Source organism: Nocardia sp. 2TAF39 (genome assembly GCF_052114905.1).
GTDB lineage: Bacteria > Actinomycetota > Actinomycetes > Mycobacteriales > Mycobacteriaceae > Nocardia.
The window spans coordinates 79,860-96,560 of sequence record NZ_JBFRFQ010000011.1 but is presented as its reverse complement, the minus strand read 5'-3'; the positions used below and the strand labels follow the sequence as shown (position 1 = coordinate 96,560).

Annotated in this window: 16 protein-coding genes and 1 pseudogene; 12 read left to right on the top strand and 5 right to left on the bottom strand. The window is 67.3% G+C overall.

The window, feature by feature from the left end; all coding sequences use genetic code 11:
* Positions 1-34: 34 nt before the first annotated feature.
* The 10 genes from AB4Z47_RS09275 to ligD all read left to right on the top strand — a co-directional run bounded on the left by AB4Z47_RS09275 (position 35) and on the right by ligD (position 10,276).
* Entirely contained in the window at positions 35-1,321 is a 1,287-nt protein-coding gene (locus tag AB4Z47_RS09275) for an aminotransferase class V-fold PLP-dependent enzyme (protein ID WP_441949532.1), read from the top strand.
* On the top strand, positions 1,318-2,604 hold the full coding sequence (locus AB4Z47_RS09270) for a heavy-metal-associated domain-containing protein (RefSeq protein ID WP_441949530.1): 1,287 nt from the start codon (positions 1,318-1,320) through the stop codon (positions 2,602-2,604). Before AB4Z47_RS09275 ends, AB4Z47_RS09270 begins: the two co-directional genes overlap by 4 nt.
* Positions 2,601-4,142 (top strand): decarboxylase, encoded by a 1,542-nt coding sequence (locus tag AB4Z47_RS09265; RefSeq protein WP_441949529.1) that lies wholly within the window; start codon positions 2,601-2,603, stop codon positions 4,140-4,142. Before AB4Z47_RS09270 ends, AB4Z47_RS09265 begins: the two co-directional genes overlap by 4 nt.
* Entirely contained in the window at positions 4,142-5,467 is a 1,326-nt protein-coding gene (locus AB4Z47_RS09260; protein WP_441949527.1) for a pyridoxal-phosphate dependent enzyme, read from the top strand. The genes AB4Z47_RS09265 and AB4Z47_RS09260 overlap by 1 nt, the downstream gene beginning before the upstream one ends.
* A gap of 75 nt (positions 5,468-5,542) precedes the next feature.
* The gene (locus AB4Z47_RS09255) at positions 5,543-6,172 is read left to right on the top strand and encodes a TetR/AcrR family transcriptional regulator (protein WP_441949525.1); all 630 of its coding nucleotides are present in this window, start codon (positions 5,543-5,545) and stop codon (positions 6,170-6,172) included.
* Between the two features lie 86 nt (positions 6,173-6,258).
* A complete protein-coding gene (locus AB4Z47_RS09250; RefSeq protein WP_441949523.1) occupies positions 6,259-6,492 on the top strand; it encodes a hypothetical protein in 234 nt (77 codons plus the stop codon).
* Between the two features lie 20 nt (positions 6,493-6,512).
* Positions 6,513-7,613 carry an SPFH domain-containing protein gene (locus AB4Z47_RS09245; RefSeq protein ID WP_441949521.1) on the top strand — a complete coding sequence of 367 codons (1,101 nt, stop codon included), beginning with the start codon at positions 6,513-6,515 and terminating at the stop codon, positions 7,611-7,613.
* Positions 7,614-7,652: 39 nt separating this feature from the next.
* Positions 7,653-8,051, top strand: coding sequence for a cold-shock protein (locus AB4Z47_RS09240; protein WP_441949520.1), 399 nt, complete (start codon positions 7,653-7,655; stop codon positions 8,049-8,051).
* A 141-nt stretch (positions 8,052-8,192) separates the two neighbouring features.
* The gene (locus AB4Z47_RS09235; RefSeq protein WP_441949518.1) at positions 8,193-9,278 is read left to right on the top strand and encodes an ATP-dependent DNA ligase; all 1,086 of its coding nucleotides are present in this window, start codon (positions 8,193-8,195) and stop codon (positions 9,276-9,278) included.
* Entirely contained in the window at positions 9,275-10,276 is a 1,002-nt protein-coding gene (gene ligD, locus AB4Z47_RS09230; protein WP_441949516.1) for a non-homologous end-joining DNA ligase, read from the top strand. Before AB4Z47_RS09235 ends, ligD begins: the two co-directional genes overlap by 4 nt.
* Before the next feature lie 34 nt (positions 10,277-10,310).
* Here the strand turns inward: ligD and AB4Z47_RS09225 are convergent, their stop codons facing one another.
* From AB4Z47_RS09225 to AB4Z47_RS09215, 3 genes are all read right to left on the bottom strand, one after another.
* A complete protein-coding gene (locus AB4Z47_RS09225; protein ID WP_441949514.1) occupies positions 10,311-11,069 on the bottom strand; it encodes a DUF4190 domain-containing protein in 759 nt (252 codons plus the stop codon).
* Positions 11,070-11,348: 279 nt separating this feature from the next.
* Positions 11,349-12,011, bottom strand: a complete 663-nt coding sequence (locus AB4Z47_RS09220; RefSeq protein ID WP_441949513.1) for a TetR/AcrR family transcriptional regulator — start codon at positions 12,009-12,011, stop codon at positions 11,349-11,351.
* Positions 11,995-13,140 (bottom strand): acyl-CoA dehydrogenase family protein, encoded by a 1,146-nt coding sequence (locus AB4Z47_RS09215; RefSeq protein ID WP_441949511.1) that lies wholly within the window; start codon positions 13,138-13,140, stop codon positions 11,995-11,997. Before AB4Z47_RS09215 ends, AB4Z47_RS09220 begins: the two co-directional genes overlap by 17 nt.
* 421 nt (positions 13,141-13,561) lie before the next feature.
* Between AB4Z47_RS09215 and AB4Z47_RS09210 the strand changes: the two genes are divergently transcribed.
* Together AB4Z47_RS09210 and AB4Z47_RS09205 are read left to right on the top strand one after the other, a co-directional pair.
* Positions 13,562-14,992: an SDR family NAD(P)-dependent oxidoreductase gene (locus AB4Z47_RS09210; protein ID WP_441949510.1), complete on the top strand. Its 1,431-nt coding sequence runs from the start codon at positions 13,562-13,564 to the stop codon at positions 14,990-14,992.
* Between the two features lie 60 nt (positions 14,993-15,052).
* The gene (locus tag AB4Z47_RS09205; protein WP_441949508.1) at positions 15,053-15,445 is read left to right on the top strand and encodes a DUF2784 domain-containing protein; all 393 of its coding nucleotides are present in this window, start codon (positions 15,053-15,055) and stop codon (positions 15,443-15,445) included.
* A gap of 26 nt (positions 15,446-15,471) precedes the next feature.
* Here the strand turns inward: AB4Z47_RS09205 and AB4Z47_RS09200 are convergent, their stop codons facing one another.
* Both AB4Z47_RS09200 and AB4Z47_RS09195 read right to left on the bottom strand, forming a co-directional pair.
* On the bottom strand, positions 15,472-16,233 hold the full coding sequence (locus tag AB4Z47_RS09200) for a thioesterase II family protein (RefSeq protein ID WP_441949597.1): 762 nt from the start codon (positions 16,231-16,233) through the stop codon (positions 15,472-15,474).
* Between the two features lie 162 nt (positions 16,234-16,395).
* Positions 16,396-16,668, bottom strand: a pseudogene (locus AB4Z47_RS09195) (serine hydrolase); the annotation flags it as partial.
* Positions 16,669-16,701 lie beyond the last annotated feature (33 nt).

Here is a 16,701-nt window from a genome sequence, read left to right as displayed (position 1 = left end):
GGGCGTCCAGTGACCCGGTGAAGGGAGCGTCACGGTGCGGTCCCCCGCCTCGAGATCGCAGGTCGCGCGGCCGGAGGCCACCCGACTACCGGCGCCGACACTCGCACCCGCCACGGTGCGCGCGCTGTTTCCCGCCTTGGCCGACACCACCGACGTCTATCTGGACAGTGCCGCCACCACGCAGAAACCGTTGCCCGTCATCGAGACCATCCACCGCTATCACAGCTCTCGTACCGCCAACGCGGGACGCGGTAGCTACCCGTGGGCGACCGGCCTGTCCGCCAGGATCGCCCGCGTCCGGGAGCGTACCGCCGCGTTCATCGGCGCCGAGCACCCCGACGAGGTGGTCTTCACCGGCGGTGCCACCGCCGCGCTGAACGCCGTCGCGCTGTCGTGGGGGCTGGCGACACTGGCCGACGGCGACGAAATCCTCTACAACGCACGCGACCACGCCTCGAACGTGCATCCGTGGCATCACCTGTGCGGACTGCTCGCGCGGTTCGGGCGCCGCGTCGGTCTGATCCCCTATCGGGTGACAGGCGCGGGCGAGGCGGACACCGACGACATCCTGGCCAAGATCACGCCGCGGACCCGACTGATCACGACCAGCCATCTGCACCATGTCTTCGGCGGCCTCACCACCTTGGAGGAATTGCGCGGCCGGATCGATCCCGCGATCCTGCTGTGCTTCGACTGCTCGCAGAGCGGCGGACACCTTCCGGTCGACGTGACCGAACTCGGCGCGGATTTCGCGATCTTCGCCGCGCACAAGATGTTCGGCGCACCAGGAACCGGAGTGCTGTACTGCCGCAGGCGCGTGCACGACAGCCTCGTCCCGTTTCTGCCCGGCGGAAACTCCGGGGTGCGCCTCGGCGCGGACGGGCTGACACCGCAGGCAATGCCCGATCTGCTGGAGGGCGGCACATACAACATCCCCGGCATCCTCGCACTCGGCAGCGCGCTGGAGGTGCTGGAATCGTTCGACGTCGGTGCGATCGCCGCGCACAACCGTGACCTGACGCTGCACCTGATCGACGGCCTGCGACCGATCCCCGGGCTGGAGTTCCTGCCCGGCCCGGCGCATGCCGCCTGCGCCGTCGGCTACGGGATCGTCTCGTTCACGCTGAATGGCATCTCGGCGACCGACCTGGGATTCGTATTGACCGAGCTGGGCTTCCTGGTGCGCACTGGCGCGCACTGCACCCCCGCCGCAGGCGACGACGCCGACTCGGTGCGGGTCAGCACGCACGTCTACAACACTCTCGACGAGATCGGCCGCTTCACGGCCCGCGTCAAGACGATTGCCGAGGAGGTCGCGTGACGATCGACATCCCGCGCTACGACCGGCGCGCCGCGTCCCGCGTGCTGGCCGGGCTGGCGCAGCCGGGACTGTTCACCGCGCAGGTACCGCCGCCCACGCCGCACAGGTTCGAATTCACCTGTGCCGCAGTGCGTCCCGAGCAGGATAGCCATCTCACCTACTCACAGCGGCTGTATCTGGAGCGATTCATGCGGCCGTGCCGGGCAGACCAGGTGACCGCCGCCACCCACCGGATCACGTGGACCGACAGCGATGGCATCCCCAACACGGGACACTTCCACTCCGACGCGTTCGGACCGCTGGTGCCGATAGCGATGCGCGAGACCGTGCTGGCACTGTGGCACGCGTTGGATGCGAATCCCGGTTTCGCCGATCGGGTTTCGACACTCGGTCCGCACGAGCGTGCCGTGCTGGCTGGCACGACCACCGATCACGATCCGCTCGACATCTTCCGGGTGGGCATCGAGGCCGCCGGGCGCGTACTGGCGCAGCACGCGCTGCTGGCCGGGCAGACCCCCTATCGCGGCGCCACCGAATTCGCCAGGGGCATCCATGATTCCGGACTGTTCACCACCGCGGCAACCCACTGGTTCTGGGAACTGCAAGCCTCGACCTACCGGCGCGGCATGATCCCGGTGACACTCGAAGCGCAGCTCGACGGCACCGTCCGCTACTCGGCACAGACGGTAGCGACGCTGCGCGCGATGAAGGACGCCACCATCGCCGACGCACACACCGTCATGCGCCGCGCCATCACCATCGAGGGGCTCTCCGTCCAGGACGCGATCGCCAAGTACCACGACGACCTCGACCTGATCTCCCGCCAGTACGCGCTGCTACCCGCAGGCACCCGCCCCTCCTGCCTCGCCGCCGTGCCACACCAGCTGAACGGTGCGCACTACAGCATCCTGCCCGTGGTGGTCGACCGGTTCGTCGCGACGTTCACCGAGATCGCCGAGCGGTGCGAGGTCGTCGAGGTGAGCGCCGATCTCGACGAGGCGACCGCGGACCGCGCCGCCACCGCCGAGGACCAGGTGTTCTATGTGCCGGACATGACCTGCAAGCACTGCGTCCGCACAATCGGCGGGGTGCTGGAGTCGATGGGCATCCGCGTGCTCGACATCGACCTCACCAGCAAGCGGGTGGTCGCGGAGTTCCGCAGCCCGCGCAACCGGGCGCGGGCGTTCGAGGCCATCCGTGACGGCGGCTACAACCCGGTCGCCGAGCAGGCCGAGACCGCGGCGCTGGGATCCGGCACGGAGCCGTCGGAAACCGCGGTATGACGTCGCTGTTCCCGGCACTACCCGCGAAGCTCCATCCGCTGGTGCGCGCCTTCCTCGACACACCGGGTGCCGTAGCCGAGACGCTGACTCGGTTCAGCTCCCCCGCGCACCTGATATTTCCTCAGGTGTATGCGGAGAACCTCGCGACTCTGCGCGCGGAGCTGGACTCTCGGCTGCCCCGGCACCGGATCTGCTACGCGCACAAGGTGAATCAGTCCCGCACGTTGGTCCGCACCGCAGAGCACGCGGGCATCGCCATCGACGTGGCTTCGCCGTACGAGTTCGCCAGCGCCATAGGCGCAGGGTTCGATCCGACGCGTATCGAGGTGACCGGACCGAAGGGCGAAGCCTTTCTGCGCGACCTCGTCGGCTGCGGGGCTACCGTCAACGTGGACAACCTGTGGGAACTGCGCCGGATCACCGAGCTCGCCGAGGAAGGCGCGCACGTGCCTGTGCTGCTTCGGGTTTCCGGTTTCGATGCGGGCCAGGTGAGCCGGTTCGGCGTGCCGCTCGCGCACCTCCCACAGGCATTCGACCTGCTTTCGGCGTGGCGCGGCCGAGTCGCGTTCCTCGGCTTTGCCTTCCACCTCGACTCCGGCGACCTCGGCGAGCGGGTCCGCGCGATCGACGCCTGCCTCGCAGTGGTCGAGCGGGCCTACGACTACGGGCTCGCGCCGTCGGTGCTCGACATCGGCGGTGGATTCCGTCAGGTGTTCACCGCCGACGCCGAGCGGTTCGACGCCTACGTGCTCGCGCTGCGCGAATCGCTGCTCGGCCGTGGCGAGCCGATGAGCTGGGGCAGCAACACCTTCGGCTACCACATCGCGGGCGGCGCTGTGCACGGCACACCGGTGTTCCACAAGTACGCCAACACCGTGCCCGCGAGCGGGATGCTCGCGGATCTGCTCGACGCGCCGCTGGAGCGCCACGGCGGGCGCACGGTGGCACAGGTCGTGAGCGACAACCTGCTCGACCTGTGGCTCGAGCCAGGTAAGGCGCTGGTCGATCACGCGGGCATTACGGTGGCCACGGTCGAGTTCGTCAAAGAGCTTGCCGACGACACTGTGCTGGTGAACGTGGACCTCAGCCGGGATTCCGTGACCCCCGCCGACCAGGAGGTCATGGTCGATCCGATCGTCCTGCGCGGCGCGGCCGCCGTACCCGCCCCGGCAGAAGGTCCCGCGGCGTCCCAACCGGTGACCGAGTCCGGCCCGGTCGGCGTGTATTTCGCCGGACGGCTGTGCCTGGAGCGAGACCTGATCACCAACCACAAGGTGTGGCTGCCCGAACGGCCGCAGCCGGGCGACCCGGTCGTGTTCCCGAACACCGCCGCCTACCATATGGACTTGTCCGCAGCGTCGGCTTCGATGCACCCGCCGATAGCGAAACTTGCCGTCTCACATCACGCGAGCGGTTTCCAGGTCGTCGGCGACACAGACTACGAGCCACACGTCCCCGCCGATCCCCTGCGGCGTCCTGTCGTGCCGCACTCTCCCCACCGTCCCCCGAGGCCGGTCCGACCCGCCGAGGCTCCCTGATGCGCTACGAACACATCACCGAACTCATCGGCAATACACCTTTGCTGCGCCTCGATCCCGCGGTGCACGGGCTGGCGCATGTCGAGCTTTACGCGAAACTGGAGTCGCACAACCCGTTCGGCTCGGTCAAGGACCGGGTGGCCTGGGGGATGCTCCGCGACGACCTGGACGAGATCCGCGCGAGCGGGCAAACCCTCATCGAGGCCTCCAGCGGAAATACGGCCAAGGCGCTACGCGCCCTCGGGGCGATGCACGGCATCGGTTTGCGCGCGGTTACCAACCGAATCAAGGTGGCCGAGGTCCGCGATCTGCTGCAGCTGTTCGGCACGGAGATCGTGGAACTGCCCGGCCTCTCCGAATGCCCGGACCCCACCACACCGAACGACGTCTACTCGGTCATCGAGGCGACCATGGCGCAACAGCCCGGCGCGTACCGCCACCTGTCCCAGTACACCAACGAGAAGAACGTCGAGGCACACCATCACGGCACCGGCCGGGAAATCCACGAGGACCTGGCTGCCGACGGCAGCACCAGGGTCGACTATCTGATCGGCGGGCTCGGCACCACCGGGTCCACCCGAGGCGCCGCCAGTTATCTGCGCAAGCACAATCCCGAATTGCGCACCGTCGCCGTGGTTTCCGAGCGGTCGGACTTCATTCCGGGCATCCGGTCGGAAAGCGAGATGTGGGATGTCGGGTTGTTCCAACCCGACTTCTACGATCGGATCGTCACCGTGGCGGCGGGCGACGCCGTGGACGCGACACTGCGGCTTGCAACAGGATACGGGGTGCTCGGCGGGCCGACCAGCGGTGCGAGCTATGCGGCGGCCCTGGAAACACTTGGCACACTCGACCATTCGACGACCGACTCGAACGAGCCGATTGTCGCGGTGTTCATCGTCTGCGACCGGCTCGAGCCGTACCTGTCGTATATCAAGAAGCGCAGGCCCGACCTGTTCGGCCGCGCCGACCGCGAACCGGCGCCGTCGCCGGCCGATCTGACCGCCGCGCCCGCGCTGTCGCCTGAGCAGCTCGCCGAACTGGACCGGGTCGGCCGACCGATCATCGTCGACACCCGTGGCGCGATGGCCTACCGCATCGGCCACGTGCCCGGCGCACTGAACATCCGAGACGACCAGCTCGACGACATCTTCACCCATGGCATCCCGTTCCCGCGGTCGCGGCCGGTGGTCTTCGTCTGCCCGGTGGGCGAGTTGTCGCTGCGTTTCGCCGCGCGAGCCCGTCAGGCTGGATACGACGCCGCCAGCCTCGACGGCGGCATCGTCGCGTGGCGTGACTCGGGCCTTCCCATGGAGCGCGGCTGAAATCAGGATCTGTCGCGGAATGTCGGCGGCGGTGAGGTCGCGTCGGCACGGGACGCAAGGCATTATCGTTGGGCCGTGCAGACAGGTCAGGAATCAGAGGACGATGCGGGCCCGCGAATCTGGGGTGGAACGACGCTCTCCGAGCGGAGGGAGGCGCGCCGGGCGGCGCTGTTGGAGGCCGCGCTCGATCTGATCGGCGAGGCGGGCGCGAGCGGGGTCACCATGCGCGCCGTGTGCCGCAAGGCGAACCTCACCGACCGCTATTTCTACGAGAGCTTCGCCAGCCGCGACGAACTGCTCGACGTGCTCTACCGCCGGATCGCCGACGAATTCCTGGAGCCGATGACGGCATTCGCCGCCACCGACAACCCGTCCCGTGACCGCAAGCTGTCGGAGATCCTGGTGGACAAGGTGCTCGCTGACCCGCGCAAGTCGCGACTGTTCCTGGTCGAGCCGTATTCGAGCACCGGACTCGGCCAGACCACCATCGCGGTGATGCCGGTGTTCACCCGAATCATGCAGGACCATCTGTTCGGCCACATCGATGACCCGGTCAAGCGCAGACTCGCCGCGGTGACGATGGCCAGCGGCAACGCCGGCATGTTCTCGGCATGGCTGAACGGCTCGCTGCACGCCACCAGGGACCAGATCGTCGACCACTGCGTCGCGATGCTCACCGCGTATCGCTCGCTGTATCGCTCTTGACGCACGCGCCCATCGAAGACCGTATCGAAAGGCGCTGTGCGACAAGTAGGGTGGCGATCCGGCATCCGGCAGGAGAAGATCGTGCGATGACCGACCCTGTGGTGGGTTCGACAGGTACGCTCACATCGCCGATCCGGGGCGCCGGGATGCTGGGTGAGGTCCTGGTCGCGATTCGAGGGGGAACCGAGCTGTACATCGCACAGGCCACCGAGCCGATTCCGGCCGGATCGGCCGTATTGGTCATCGCCGCCCATCCCGGGCGCGTCGTCGATGTCGTTCCATGGATTGCGCTCGGCCCGGATTCGCTCGAAGGAATCTGAAACAGTAGAGGGAGACACACGTGCTGGGTTACCACGTACCAGACCCGGACGAGGCGATGCTGGTCAGCGGCGGCACGAGCCGCGACAACGCGCCGTTCAAGGTGATCATCGGACGCGGCGCATGGGTGATTCCGCTGTTCCGCAAGGTGCGGTATCTGTCGCTGGCGATGTTCGAGTCCGAGATCAAGGAGCGCTGCGTCACCAAGCAGGCGATCCAGCTGGACGTCCGCGCCGTGATCGCGTTCAAGGTCGCCAACGACACACAGTCCATCGTGAACGCGGCGCAGCGGTTCCTCTCCGAGCAGGAGCGGGAGATGTCGGTGCTGACCGGACGTATCTTCTCCGGGCACTTGCGCTCGATCGTCGGTTCGATGACGGTCGAGGAGATCATCCGGGAGCGCCAGAAGTTGGCCGACGAAGTGCTCGTCGCGTCGAAAGTGGAGATGAGCAATATCGGCCTGTGGGTCGATTCCTTCCAGATCCAGTCCATCGACGACGGGAACCTCGGCTATATCGCCGCACTGGCCGCGCCGCACAACGCCGCCGTGCAGCGCGACGCGCAGATCGCGCAGTCACAGGCCGCGCAGGCGGCGGCGCAAGCCGAGCAGGAATCTCAGCGCAGGCAGGCGGAATATCAGCGCGAGACGGCGATCCTGCGCGCGCAGTACCAGCGCGACATCGACAAAGCCAATGCCGAAGCCGCCCAGGCCGGTCCGCTCGCCGAGGCGATGGCGCTGCAGGAGGTGCTCACCGCTCAGGCCGAGCAGGCGCGCAAGGAGGCGGAATTGCGCGAACAGCAGTTGCAGGCCGAGGTCGTGAAGCCCGCTCGGGCCGAGGCCGACCGGGTGCGCATCCTGGCAGAGGCGGAGGCCGACCGCACCAGGATCCAGGCCGCGGCGGCCGCGTCGAACAACCGGATCGCGCTGGACCAGTTGTTGATCGAACAACTTCCGGAAATCGTCAAGCAGGCCTCGACCGGGTTGGCGAACGCGAATCTCACTGTGCTCAACGGGCCCGACGGTGTGGGCGAACTGGTGAACGGAATGGTCGGTCAGGGACTGACTGTTTTCAATTCATTGCAAAAGGCGCTTTCCTCCAACGACGGCGAAAATGCGGGTTAAAGTAGCCGAGTAGCGTCAGAGGATGAGGAGTGGGTGTTGGTGTCCATCGGGAAATTGGTGTCGTTCGACAGCTCTCGGGGATTCGGGTTCATTCGGCCGGAGGACGGTGGGCCGGATGTGTTCGTCCACGTCAATGACATCGGCCTGGACGAGGACGAGTTGCGCCAGGGACGGGTGTTCGAATTCGACATGACCGAAGGCGACCGCGGGCCCAAGGCGGTCAATCTCAGTGCGGTCGGCGGCCAGCCCGCTCCTTCGCCACCCAGGCACAAGGGAAAGGACAAACCGAGTTCCGGACAGCTCACCGTCGCCGAGCACAAACGCCTGATCACCGAGTTGCTCCTGGAGGCGAGCCCCGCGCTCACCGCAGGCGAGATCCTCACCATCCGCGATCGGCTCACCGCGTTCGCCGAACAGCGCGGCTGGCTGGAGAACTGAGCCGAGGGCCACGGCGCGGAAAGCAAGTCCACGATCTTGTCGGGGCGGCCGCCTACGATCGAGCCGAAGCCGCACACGTACCGATGAGTTTGCGCCGGGCGCGACGTCGGAACGGGTGAGGATCGACCCGAGGAGGATCGCGTGGACCTACCGGTGCTGCCGCCCGTACGGCCGATGCTGGCCAAATCCGCGTCCCTGGTGCCGCGCGAGCCGGGCCTGAGCTACGAACCCAAGTGGGACGGCTTCCGCTGCATCGTGTTCCGGGACGGCGACGAGGTAGAGCTGGGCTCGCGCAACGATCGTCCGCTGACCAGGTACTTTCCCGAAGTCGCCGAACTGCTGAAGCAGGCGCTGCCGGACAAGTGCGTGGTGGACGGCGAGATCGTGGTGGTCACCGCGCACGGCCTGGACTTCGACACACTGCAGAACCGCTTGCACCCAGCTGCCTCCCGGGTGAACAAGCTGGCCGTGGAGACGCCCGCCAGTTTCGTCGCCTTCGACCTGCTCGCGCTCGGCGACCAGGATCTGACGGGTGCGCCGTTCAGCGAACGCAGGCGACTGCTGGAGACGATCCTGGACACCGAACTCGCCCGAGTCCATCTGACGCCGCTCACGCACGACCCCGACGTCGCCGAGGACTGGTTCAACCGTTTCGAGGGCGCCGGATTCGACGGCGTCGTGGTGAAGTCCGACGAGTTGGCCTACCTGCAGGACAAGCGGGTGATGGTCAAGGTCAAGTACGAACGCACCGCCGACTGCGTGGTGGCGGGCTTCCGCTGGCACAAGGACGGCCTCGGTGTCGGTTCGCTACTGCTCGGGCTCTTCGACGACGAGGGCACCCTGCACCATGTAGGTGTGGCCAGCAGTTTCACCGCCGCGCGGCGTAGGGAACTGGTCGAGGAGCTGGCTCCGCTGCGGGAGAACGCGTTGGACAGTCACCCGTGGCGGGACTGGGCCGACGCCGCGGCGCAGGCCAAGGCCGACGGCAAGATGCCTGGCGGAGTGAGCCGCTGGACCGGAGGCAAGGATCTGTCCTGGGAAGCGCTGCGACCGGAACTGGTCGCCGAGGTTCGCTACGAGCACGTACAGTCGGGCCGGCTACGCCACGGCGGCAGGTTGGTGCGCTTCCGCCCCGACCGGACGCCGGAATCGTGCACCTACGCCCAGCTCGACGAAGTGGCGCCCGCGGAACTGGGTGCCCTCTTCGGCGAAGGCGCGGCGCGATGAGCGAGTCGATAGATATCGAGGTCGACGGCAGAACCGTCACGATCAGCAATCCTGGCAAGGTGTATTTCACCAAGCGCGGCGAGACGAAACTGGACCTGGTGCAGTACTACCAGGCAATCGCCGAACCGTTCCTGAATGTCGTCGGCGGCCGGCCCCTCCTGCTGGAGCGTTATCCCGACGGCGCGTCCGGCAAATCGTGGTTTCAGAAGCGGGTGCCCAAATCCGCGCCGGACTGGCTGCACACCGTGGAGGTGTCCACGCCGAACGGCACCACCAGCGACGCGCTCGTCGCACACGATCTCGCGCACATCTTGTGGGCAGTGAACCAAGGCTGCCTCGGATTCCATGTCTGGCCCAATCGCGCCGACAACCTCGAGATCGCCGACGAACTGCGCATCGATCTCGACCCCTCGCCGGGCATCACCTTCGAGGATCTCGGGAACGCCGCGGTACTGACCAGGGAACTGTTAAGCGAACTCCGCATCGAATCGCGGATCAAGACCTCCGGTTCCCGCGGATTACACATCTATGTTGCGCTGGAGCCGAGGTGGGACGGCTACCAGGTGCGGGCGGCCGCGGTCGCGTTGGCCCGCGAACTGGAGCGCAGGCACCCGGAGGAGATCACCGCGAAGTGGTGGAAGGAAGAACGCGGTAATCGGGTCTTCGTCGACTTCAACCAGAATGCCCCGCACAAAACGGTTTTCGGCGCCTGGTGCGTACGGCCGAAGGTCGGTGCACAGGTGTCCACGCCGATCACCTGGTCCGACCTGGATTCCGTGGTACCCGACGAACTGACCATCGCCACCGTGCCCAAGCGCTACGCCGAACTCGGCGACCCGTGGGCCGACCGCGAACCCCAGTCCATCGCCCCGCTGCTGGAGCTGTCCGAACGCGACATTGCCGCGGGTCTGATGGACGCCCCCTGGCCGCCCCAGTATCCGAAGATGCCGAATGAGCCGCCCCGCGTCCAGCCGAGCCGTGCCAGGAAGACCGAATAGCGCTACCTGTCGATATCGATCGACGGGTTGACCGCTACTCGGTCCACAGGATCCACGTGCCGCTGCGGCCGCTGACTTCACACACCAGGGCGCGGCCGTCGAAGGTGCGGCCGGTCTTCGCGCCGGTGGCGTCGCATTTCGATCCGGCCTGCTGCACGGCGGTCGCCACGGTGTGCGGGCCGGACCACTGGTAGCCACCGTTGGTGGTGGTGAGGCAGAGGAGGGTGCCGCCATCAGCGGCGGAACCGATCTGGCCCAGTTGGGCCTCGGTGCATGGCGAGCCCTTGGAGACGGGGCCCTGGCCGGTCGACGGTGGGGTCGTGAGCGTGGGGCCGGGTGCGACGGTCGTCGTGCTCGTCACCGGTCGATCGACGGTTACGGGCACCGACGTGACGGATGGCGGGGCGAGTGCGGCCTGGCGGTTCGTCACGTCCGACAACCAGTTGCCGGACAGCAGCACGAATCCGGCCAGTGCGGTCACCTCCGCGACGCCGATCAACAGCGCGAACATCGCCATGACGCGCCCGCGGGGATGGCTGAAGGCGATGAACCCGAACACGAGGGCAACCGGAAACAGACCGATCAGCGCGGCGACGAGCGCGACGATCGCGTACGGATTGATGATCGGCGGAATTTCCACGCGCAGACGCCCGGTCCTGCGGCGGCTGGGCGCCTGCTCGAGCCGGCGTTCGTCCTCCTCCGGCCAGCGACCGTCGACTTCCGGCTCCGCCCAGCGCTCATCCGGCTTCGCCTGCGGCCAGCGGTCCGTCTCCAGTCGTTCTGCCCGTGCCATCAAGGTCCTTTCCTACACCACACCGCGCAGGAACCTCGGACTGCCCGGACCCGCCCCGATATACCGACACAGAATAAGTGGCGAAACGCGAACAGAGGATCTGAAAAATAGAATTTTCGTGATTGGGCCGTGATATTGAACACGTACCACCGGCGTGGATCGCGACGACGGCCTCGACCGTACTGATGTCGGGTCCGCTTCATGGGCTCTTCCCCAGGTCGCCGCAGCCGCGATGTGGACCGCGCGGGCATCAGCGCGCCCGGTAGTCGGAACCTGGCCTCACCGTCGCCGGTCCACCTTCGGCAGCGATTCGGTGACCAGGGTCAGCAACATGTCGGACAGCAGTTCGTGCACCTGCTCCCGGGTGAGTGTGCCGCGGGTGATCCATTCGCGTCCGGCGACTTTGACCAGCCCGCCGTACGCGCGGACCATCGCACGCAACTCGGTACCGTGTGCCGAGTCGGCGAGCCCGACCATCAACAGCAGACGCTCGGCGGCCGCGTCGTCGGCCTCGTCGAGGATCTGCTGCACCTCGGGGTCATCACCGACGCCCTCGTGGCTGGTGACCTTCACCCAGGTGCTGCCGTGCTCGGCGATGGTATCCAGCAACCAGTGCACACTGGCATCGACGCGCTCGCGCGCGTCGCCGGTGGGCGCGCTCATGTTGTCGAGCTTGGGCAGTGTCACCATTCGACGCACCACCGCCAGATAGAGATCGCGCTTGTTGCCGAAGTAGTGGTTGATCAGGCCGCGGGCCACCCCGGCCCGCTGCGCCAGCTCGGCGGTCGATACCGCCGCGTATGGCCGCTCACCGAACATGTCGATCGCGCGGGCGAGGATCTGCGCGCGCCGCTCGTCCGGTTCGAGTCGGCGGCGGCGCGGTAGCGCCCGGTCGGCGCCGCCATCCGCGGTCTCGCTTCTTGTGTCAGAGAGACCGGGCAATGAGATCCTTCATCACCTCGTTGCTGCCCGCGAGGATGCGCAGGACACGGGCGCCGGTGTAAAGCTGCGAAATCGGGTACTCCGTCATGTAGCCGTAGCCGCCGAACAGTTGCAGGCAGCGGTCAACCACGATACCGAGCTGATCGGTAAGCCAGTACTTCGACATGGCAGCGGTGGGAATATCGAGTTCGCCACGCAGATGCCTGCCGATGCAGTCATCCAGGAAGGTGCGGGAAACCTTCGCGATGGTCGCGCACTCGGCGAGTTCGAATTTGGTGTTCTGCATGGCGAACAGCGGCTTGCCGAACGCTTCGCGGCCCTTGGTGTAGTCCACGGTGAGCCGCACGGCCTTCTCCATCATGGCGACCGCGATGATCGCGGTGACCAAGCGCTCCTGCGCGAGAAGCTGCATCATCTGGTAGAAGCCCTGCCCCTCCGCCGCACCGAGCAGGTTGGACGCGGGCACACGTAGGCCGTCGAAGAACAGCTCGGCAGTGTCCTGGGCCTTGCCTCCGATCTTGTTCAAAATGCGCCCGCGCTGGAAACCGGGGGTGTCGTCGCCGACTTCCGCGAAGATCAGCGAGACACCCGCCGCGCCCTTGGTCGGGTCGGTCTTGGCGGCGATGATGATCCCGTCACAGAGCCAGCCGTTGGTGATGAAGATCTTCGAGCCGGTGATCACGTACTCGTCGCCCTCGCGCACCGCGCGGGTCTTGATGTTCTGCAGGTCTGAACCGGTGCCCGGTTCGGTCATGCCGATGGACAGCACCATCTCGCCGGTGGCCGCCTTCGGCAGCACGCGCCGCTTGAGCTCTTCGGAGCCGAACTCGTGCAGGTACGGCGCGATGATCGCGCTGTGCACGGGCATGCCCATCGAGCCGTCGCCTGCGCGAGACTGCTCCTCGATGAGCACGGCCTCGTGCGCGAACGTGCCGCCGCCACCGCCGTATTCGGCCGGGATCGCGGTGCAGAGCAGACCGAGCTCGCCCGCCCGGTTGTACAGCGCGCGGTCGGGATGTCCCTGGGCGACGAACTTCTCCTCATACGGGACGACCTCCTTCTCGAAGAAGGTCCTCGCCAGGTCGCGTACCGCTTCGACCTCGTCGTCACTCCACGCCACGCGTGCCATCGCTCGATCCTTTGCTCGCTCGGGTCCGATCCTGTCACCGGTTCTGCCCCTAGATTCCCCGACTATTGGCGGACTGTCAATAAGTCTGATACACGTCGGCCCGGCAGGGATGCCCCCCTGAAACACGGCGTCGGCAACTCCATCTTTACGAGACCATCTCCGCCGCGGATTCGAACAGCCTCACGTACTGGGGCGCCAACTCGGAGTCACAGCAGGAGACCGGCCTCCGGCCACAACCGCGTGGTTCAGCTATGGGAGGCAGGCCTGCGACGAACTGGCAGACATCCGCACCGCCTCGTTCACTGGCGACCACGAGGCGGACGGTCCGCCGGCCCATGCAACCAGGCGGCAATTCACCGGACGGGGTTTGCGACAATAGCGCGGTCGAGTTCCAGCTCAATGAAGGATGTCCGTAGCCGCGATGGCCGAAAGCATGATCGATCCGGAGGACCTCGCGACCTGCCTACGAGTCCTGAAGCTGGCCGGAGCACTGGAAAAAGAACATCCCGACTCGGTGACCGTGCAGCGCGCGGTCGGGCACATGTTCAAGAAGCTCAAGCAACGGCGTAGGTCCGAGGCGCGCGAGGCGGTCTCGGCCGCCGATCGCGCGGTGGTCGCGGCTACCGCGACCGGCTCGCCGAACCGGATCGATGACGAGACCGCCGGCATTCCGATCAGCTCCAGCACGGCCGGTGCCAGTGCGGGCACGTTGGTTCGCCCGCGCCCGTGTTATATCTGCAAGCAGCGATACGCCCAGGTGGATTCCTTCTACCACCAGCTATGCCCGGATTGCGCGGCGAGCAGCCACGCCAAGCGGAACGCTCGTACCGATCTGAGCGGGCGGCGGGCGCTGCTCACCGGCGGCCGCGCCAAGATCGGCATGTACATCGCGCTCCGGCTGCTGCGCGATGGCGCGCACACGACGATCACCACGCGCTTCCCCACCGACGCGATCCGGCGTTTCGCCGCGATGGACGATAGCGCCGACTGGCTGCACCGGCTGCGCGTCGTCGGCATCGATCTGCGCGACCCGGCCCAAGTGGTCGCCCTCGCCGATGACGTCGCCGCCAAGGGGCCCCTGGACATCCTGATCAACAACGCCGCCCAGACGGTACGCCGCTCCCCTGGCGCCTACAGCGCGCTGGTCGAGGCGGAGTCCGGGCCGCTGCCCGCCGGCGTGCTGCCGGATGTGGTCAGCTTCGGCAAGACCATGCAGGCGCACCCCACCGCACTGACCGCCTCGCTCACCCCGACCCTGTCCGCCGCCGACGTCGCCGAGCTGGCCTTGGTCGCGGGATCGGCGACGCCGGACCGCATTGCGCGCGGCGTGGCGATCGACGCGGGTGGCCTGGTGCCGGATCTCGCGCACACCAACAGCTGGGTGCAGACCGTCGCCGAGGTGGATCCGACCGAGCTGCTCGAGGTGCAGCTGTGCAACTCGGTCGCGCCGTTCATCCTGGTCTCTCGCCTGCGCCCGGCGATGGCCGCCGCGTCGGCGCGACGCAAGTACGTCGTGAACGTCTCCGCCATGGAGGGCCAATTCTCCCGCGCCTACAAGGGGCCGGGACACCCGCACACCAACATGGCCAAGGCGGCGCTGAACATGTTGACCCGCACCAGCGCCCGCGAGATGTTCGAGGAGGACGGCATTTTGATGACCGCCGTCGATACGGGCTGGATCACCGACGAACGCCCGCATTACACGAAAGTCCGCCTGGCGGAGGAGGGTTTTCACGCACCACTCGACTTGGTCGACGGCGCCGCGCGGGTCTATGACCCGATCGTGCAGGGCGAGAGCGGCACCGACCTGTTCGGTTGCTTCCTCAAGGACTACCAGCCTTCCCCGTGGTAACCCGCCACCGCCTGCGCTGAAGCCCGGATCCCGCGGTCGAGCGCGGGCTACTCTGGAAGCGTGCTGTACCGGCTGCTGGCCGATTCCACCGCCGCCGCGCATTTCGCCTTCGTGGCCTACGTGGTGGTCGGCGGATTCCTCGCGTGGCGCCTGCCGCGCACCATCTGGCCCCACCTGGTCGCGGCCGTGTGGGGGTTCAGCACGGTCGTATTCGGATTCGACTGTCCGCTGACGCACCTGGAGAACTGGGCGCGCGACCGTGCGGGCCAGGCGCGGCTGCCGTCGAGCGGGTTCATCGACTACTACATCACCGGCGTGCTCTACCCCGAGGACGCGCTCGGGCTGGTCCGTATCCTGGCCGCCCTGCTCGTAGCTGCGTCCTGGATCGGTTATGTGTGGGCCCTTCGGCAACGGCCGGGCGGGCCGACCGTTCGCCTGAATGCCCCGAGCTGAACGAAACTTCGCGTAGGACCGAGGTCTCAGGCACGCATGAGATGACGGCCGACGAAGTCGGCGACCTCCGCGACGTGCTCGTCGAGGAAGAAGTGGCCGCCGGAAAACGTCGCCCGCTCGAAGGCCCCACTGGTGTGGTCGCGCCATTCGTCGGCCTGGTCGGGCCGCATGGTCGGGTCCTCGGTGCCCACCAGCGCCGCGATGTCGGCGCGCAGCGGGTCACCCGGCCGGTAGCGATAGGTCTCTACGGCCTGATAGTCCGCGCGCACCGCGGGCAGCACGAGTTCGGCGAGACTCGGCTCGTTACGCAGCAGTTGGACCGGTGCCGGGTCGGCGGCCAACCGCTCCAGATCCCGGATCAGCTCGTCGTCGGAGGCCAGGTGCAAGCGCTGGATCTCCACAAAGGTCGGTGCGGGACGACCCGACACGAACAGCGTCGCGATCTGCTGCCCACAGCGCTCCAGCCTGCGTGCGGTCTCGAACGCCACGGTGGCGCCCATACTGTGCCCGAACAGCGACAGCCGGTCGACCCGCACATTCGCCAGCACTTGCTCAGCGATCCGATCGGCAAGCTCCCCGATATCTGTGATCGGCGCCTCACCGAACCGGTCCTGCCGACCCGGATACTGCGCCGCGAGCACGACGATGCCCGCGCCGAACCGCTGCGCCAGATCTCGATACGCCGTGGCCGGTCCCCCGCCGGGCGGGAAGCACAGCAGATGGTGACGCCCGGTCGCCTCGGATCGCAAGGTGCGCAACCACTCCGACTTGGCGGGGGTTCCAGCCACGTTCGGTCTCCTTCTCCATCGTCTGTGTCGGTGCCCGCACCGGACCAAGGCCACCGTAGTTGTCCGGTGTGCGCTGTCGGGACCGATCCTGTCGCGTGACGCCGTCGACCACCTGCCCGCAATCGGCCCGGACACCGCGGTAAACGTTCTACGCCGGTCTCCGGCCCCGACCCGCAGTCGGTCGGCGGGGTCCAACTGACCCGCCACGACCTGCCTGGCGAACTCCACCACCATCGGCACCTTGACCACCGACGCGAGCACCACGGGCTCGTCCGCGCCAGAGCCCGCGTCCGCTCCACAGTCCAGGCAGCGGGCATACACCCACCCCTGGACGCCGACGGCCCGAACGATCTGCTCCACCGGTGCAGCATCCCTGGCCCGGTCGGCGTCCGTCGCACCGGGGGCGGTCCGCCGAGACCTATGCCGTACGGACATCACCCCATTCCGGTGTAGGCCGGTCGGTGGGTT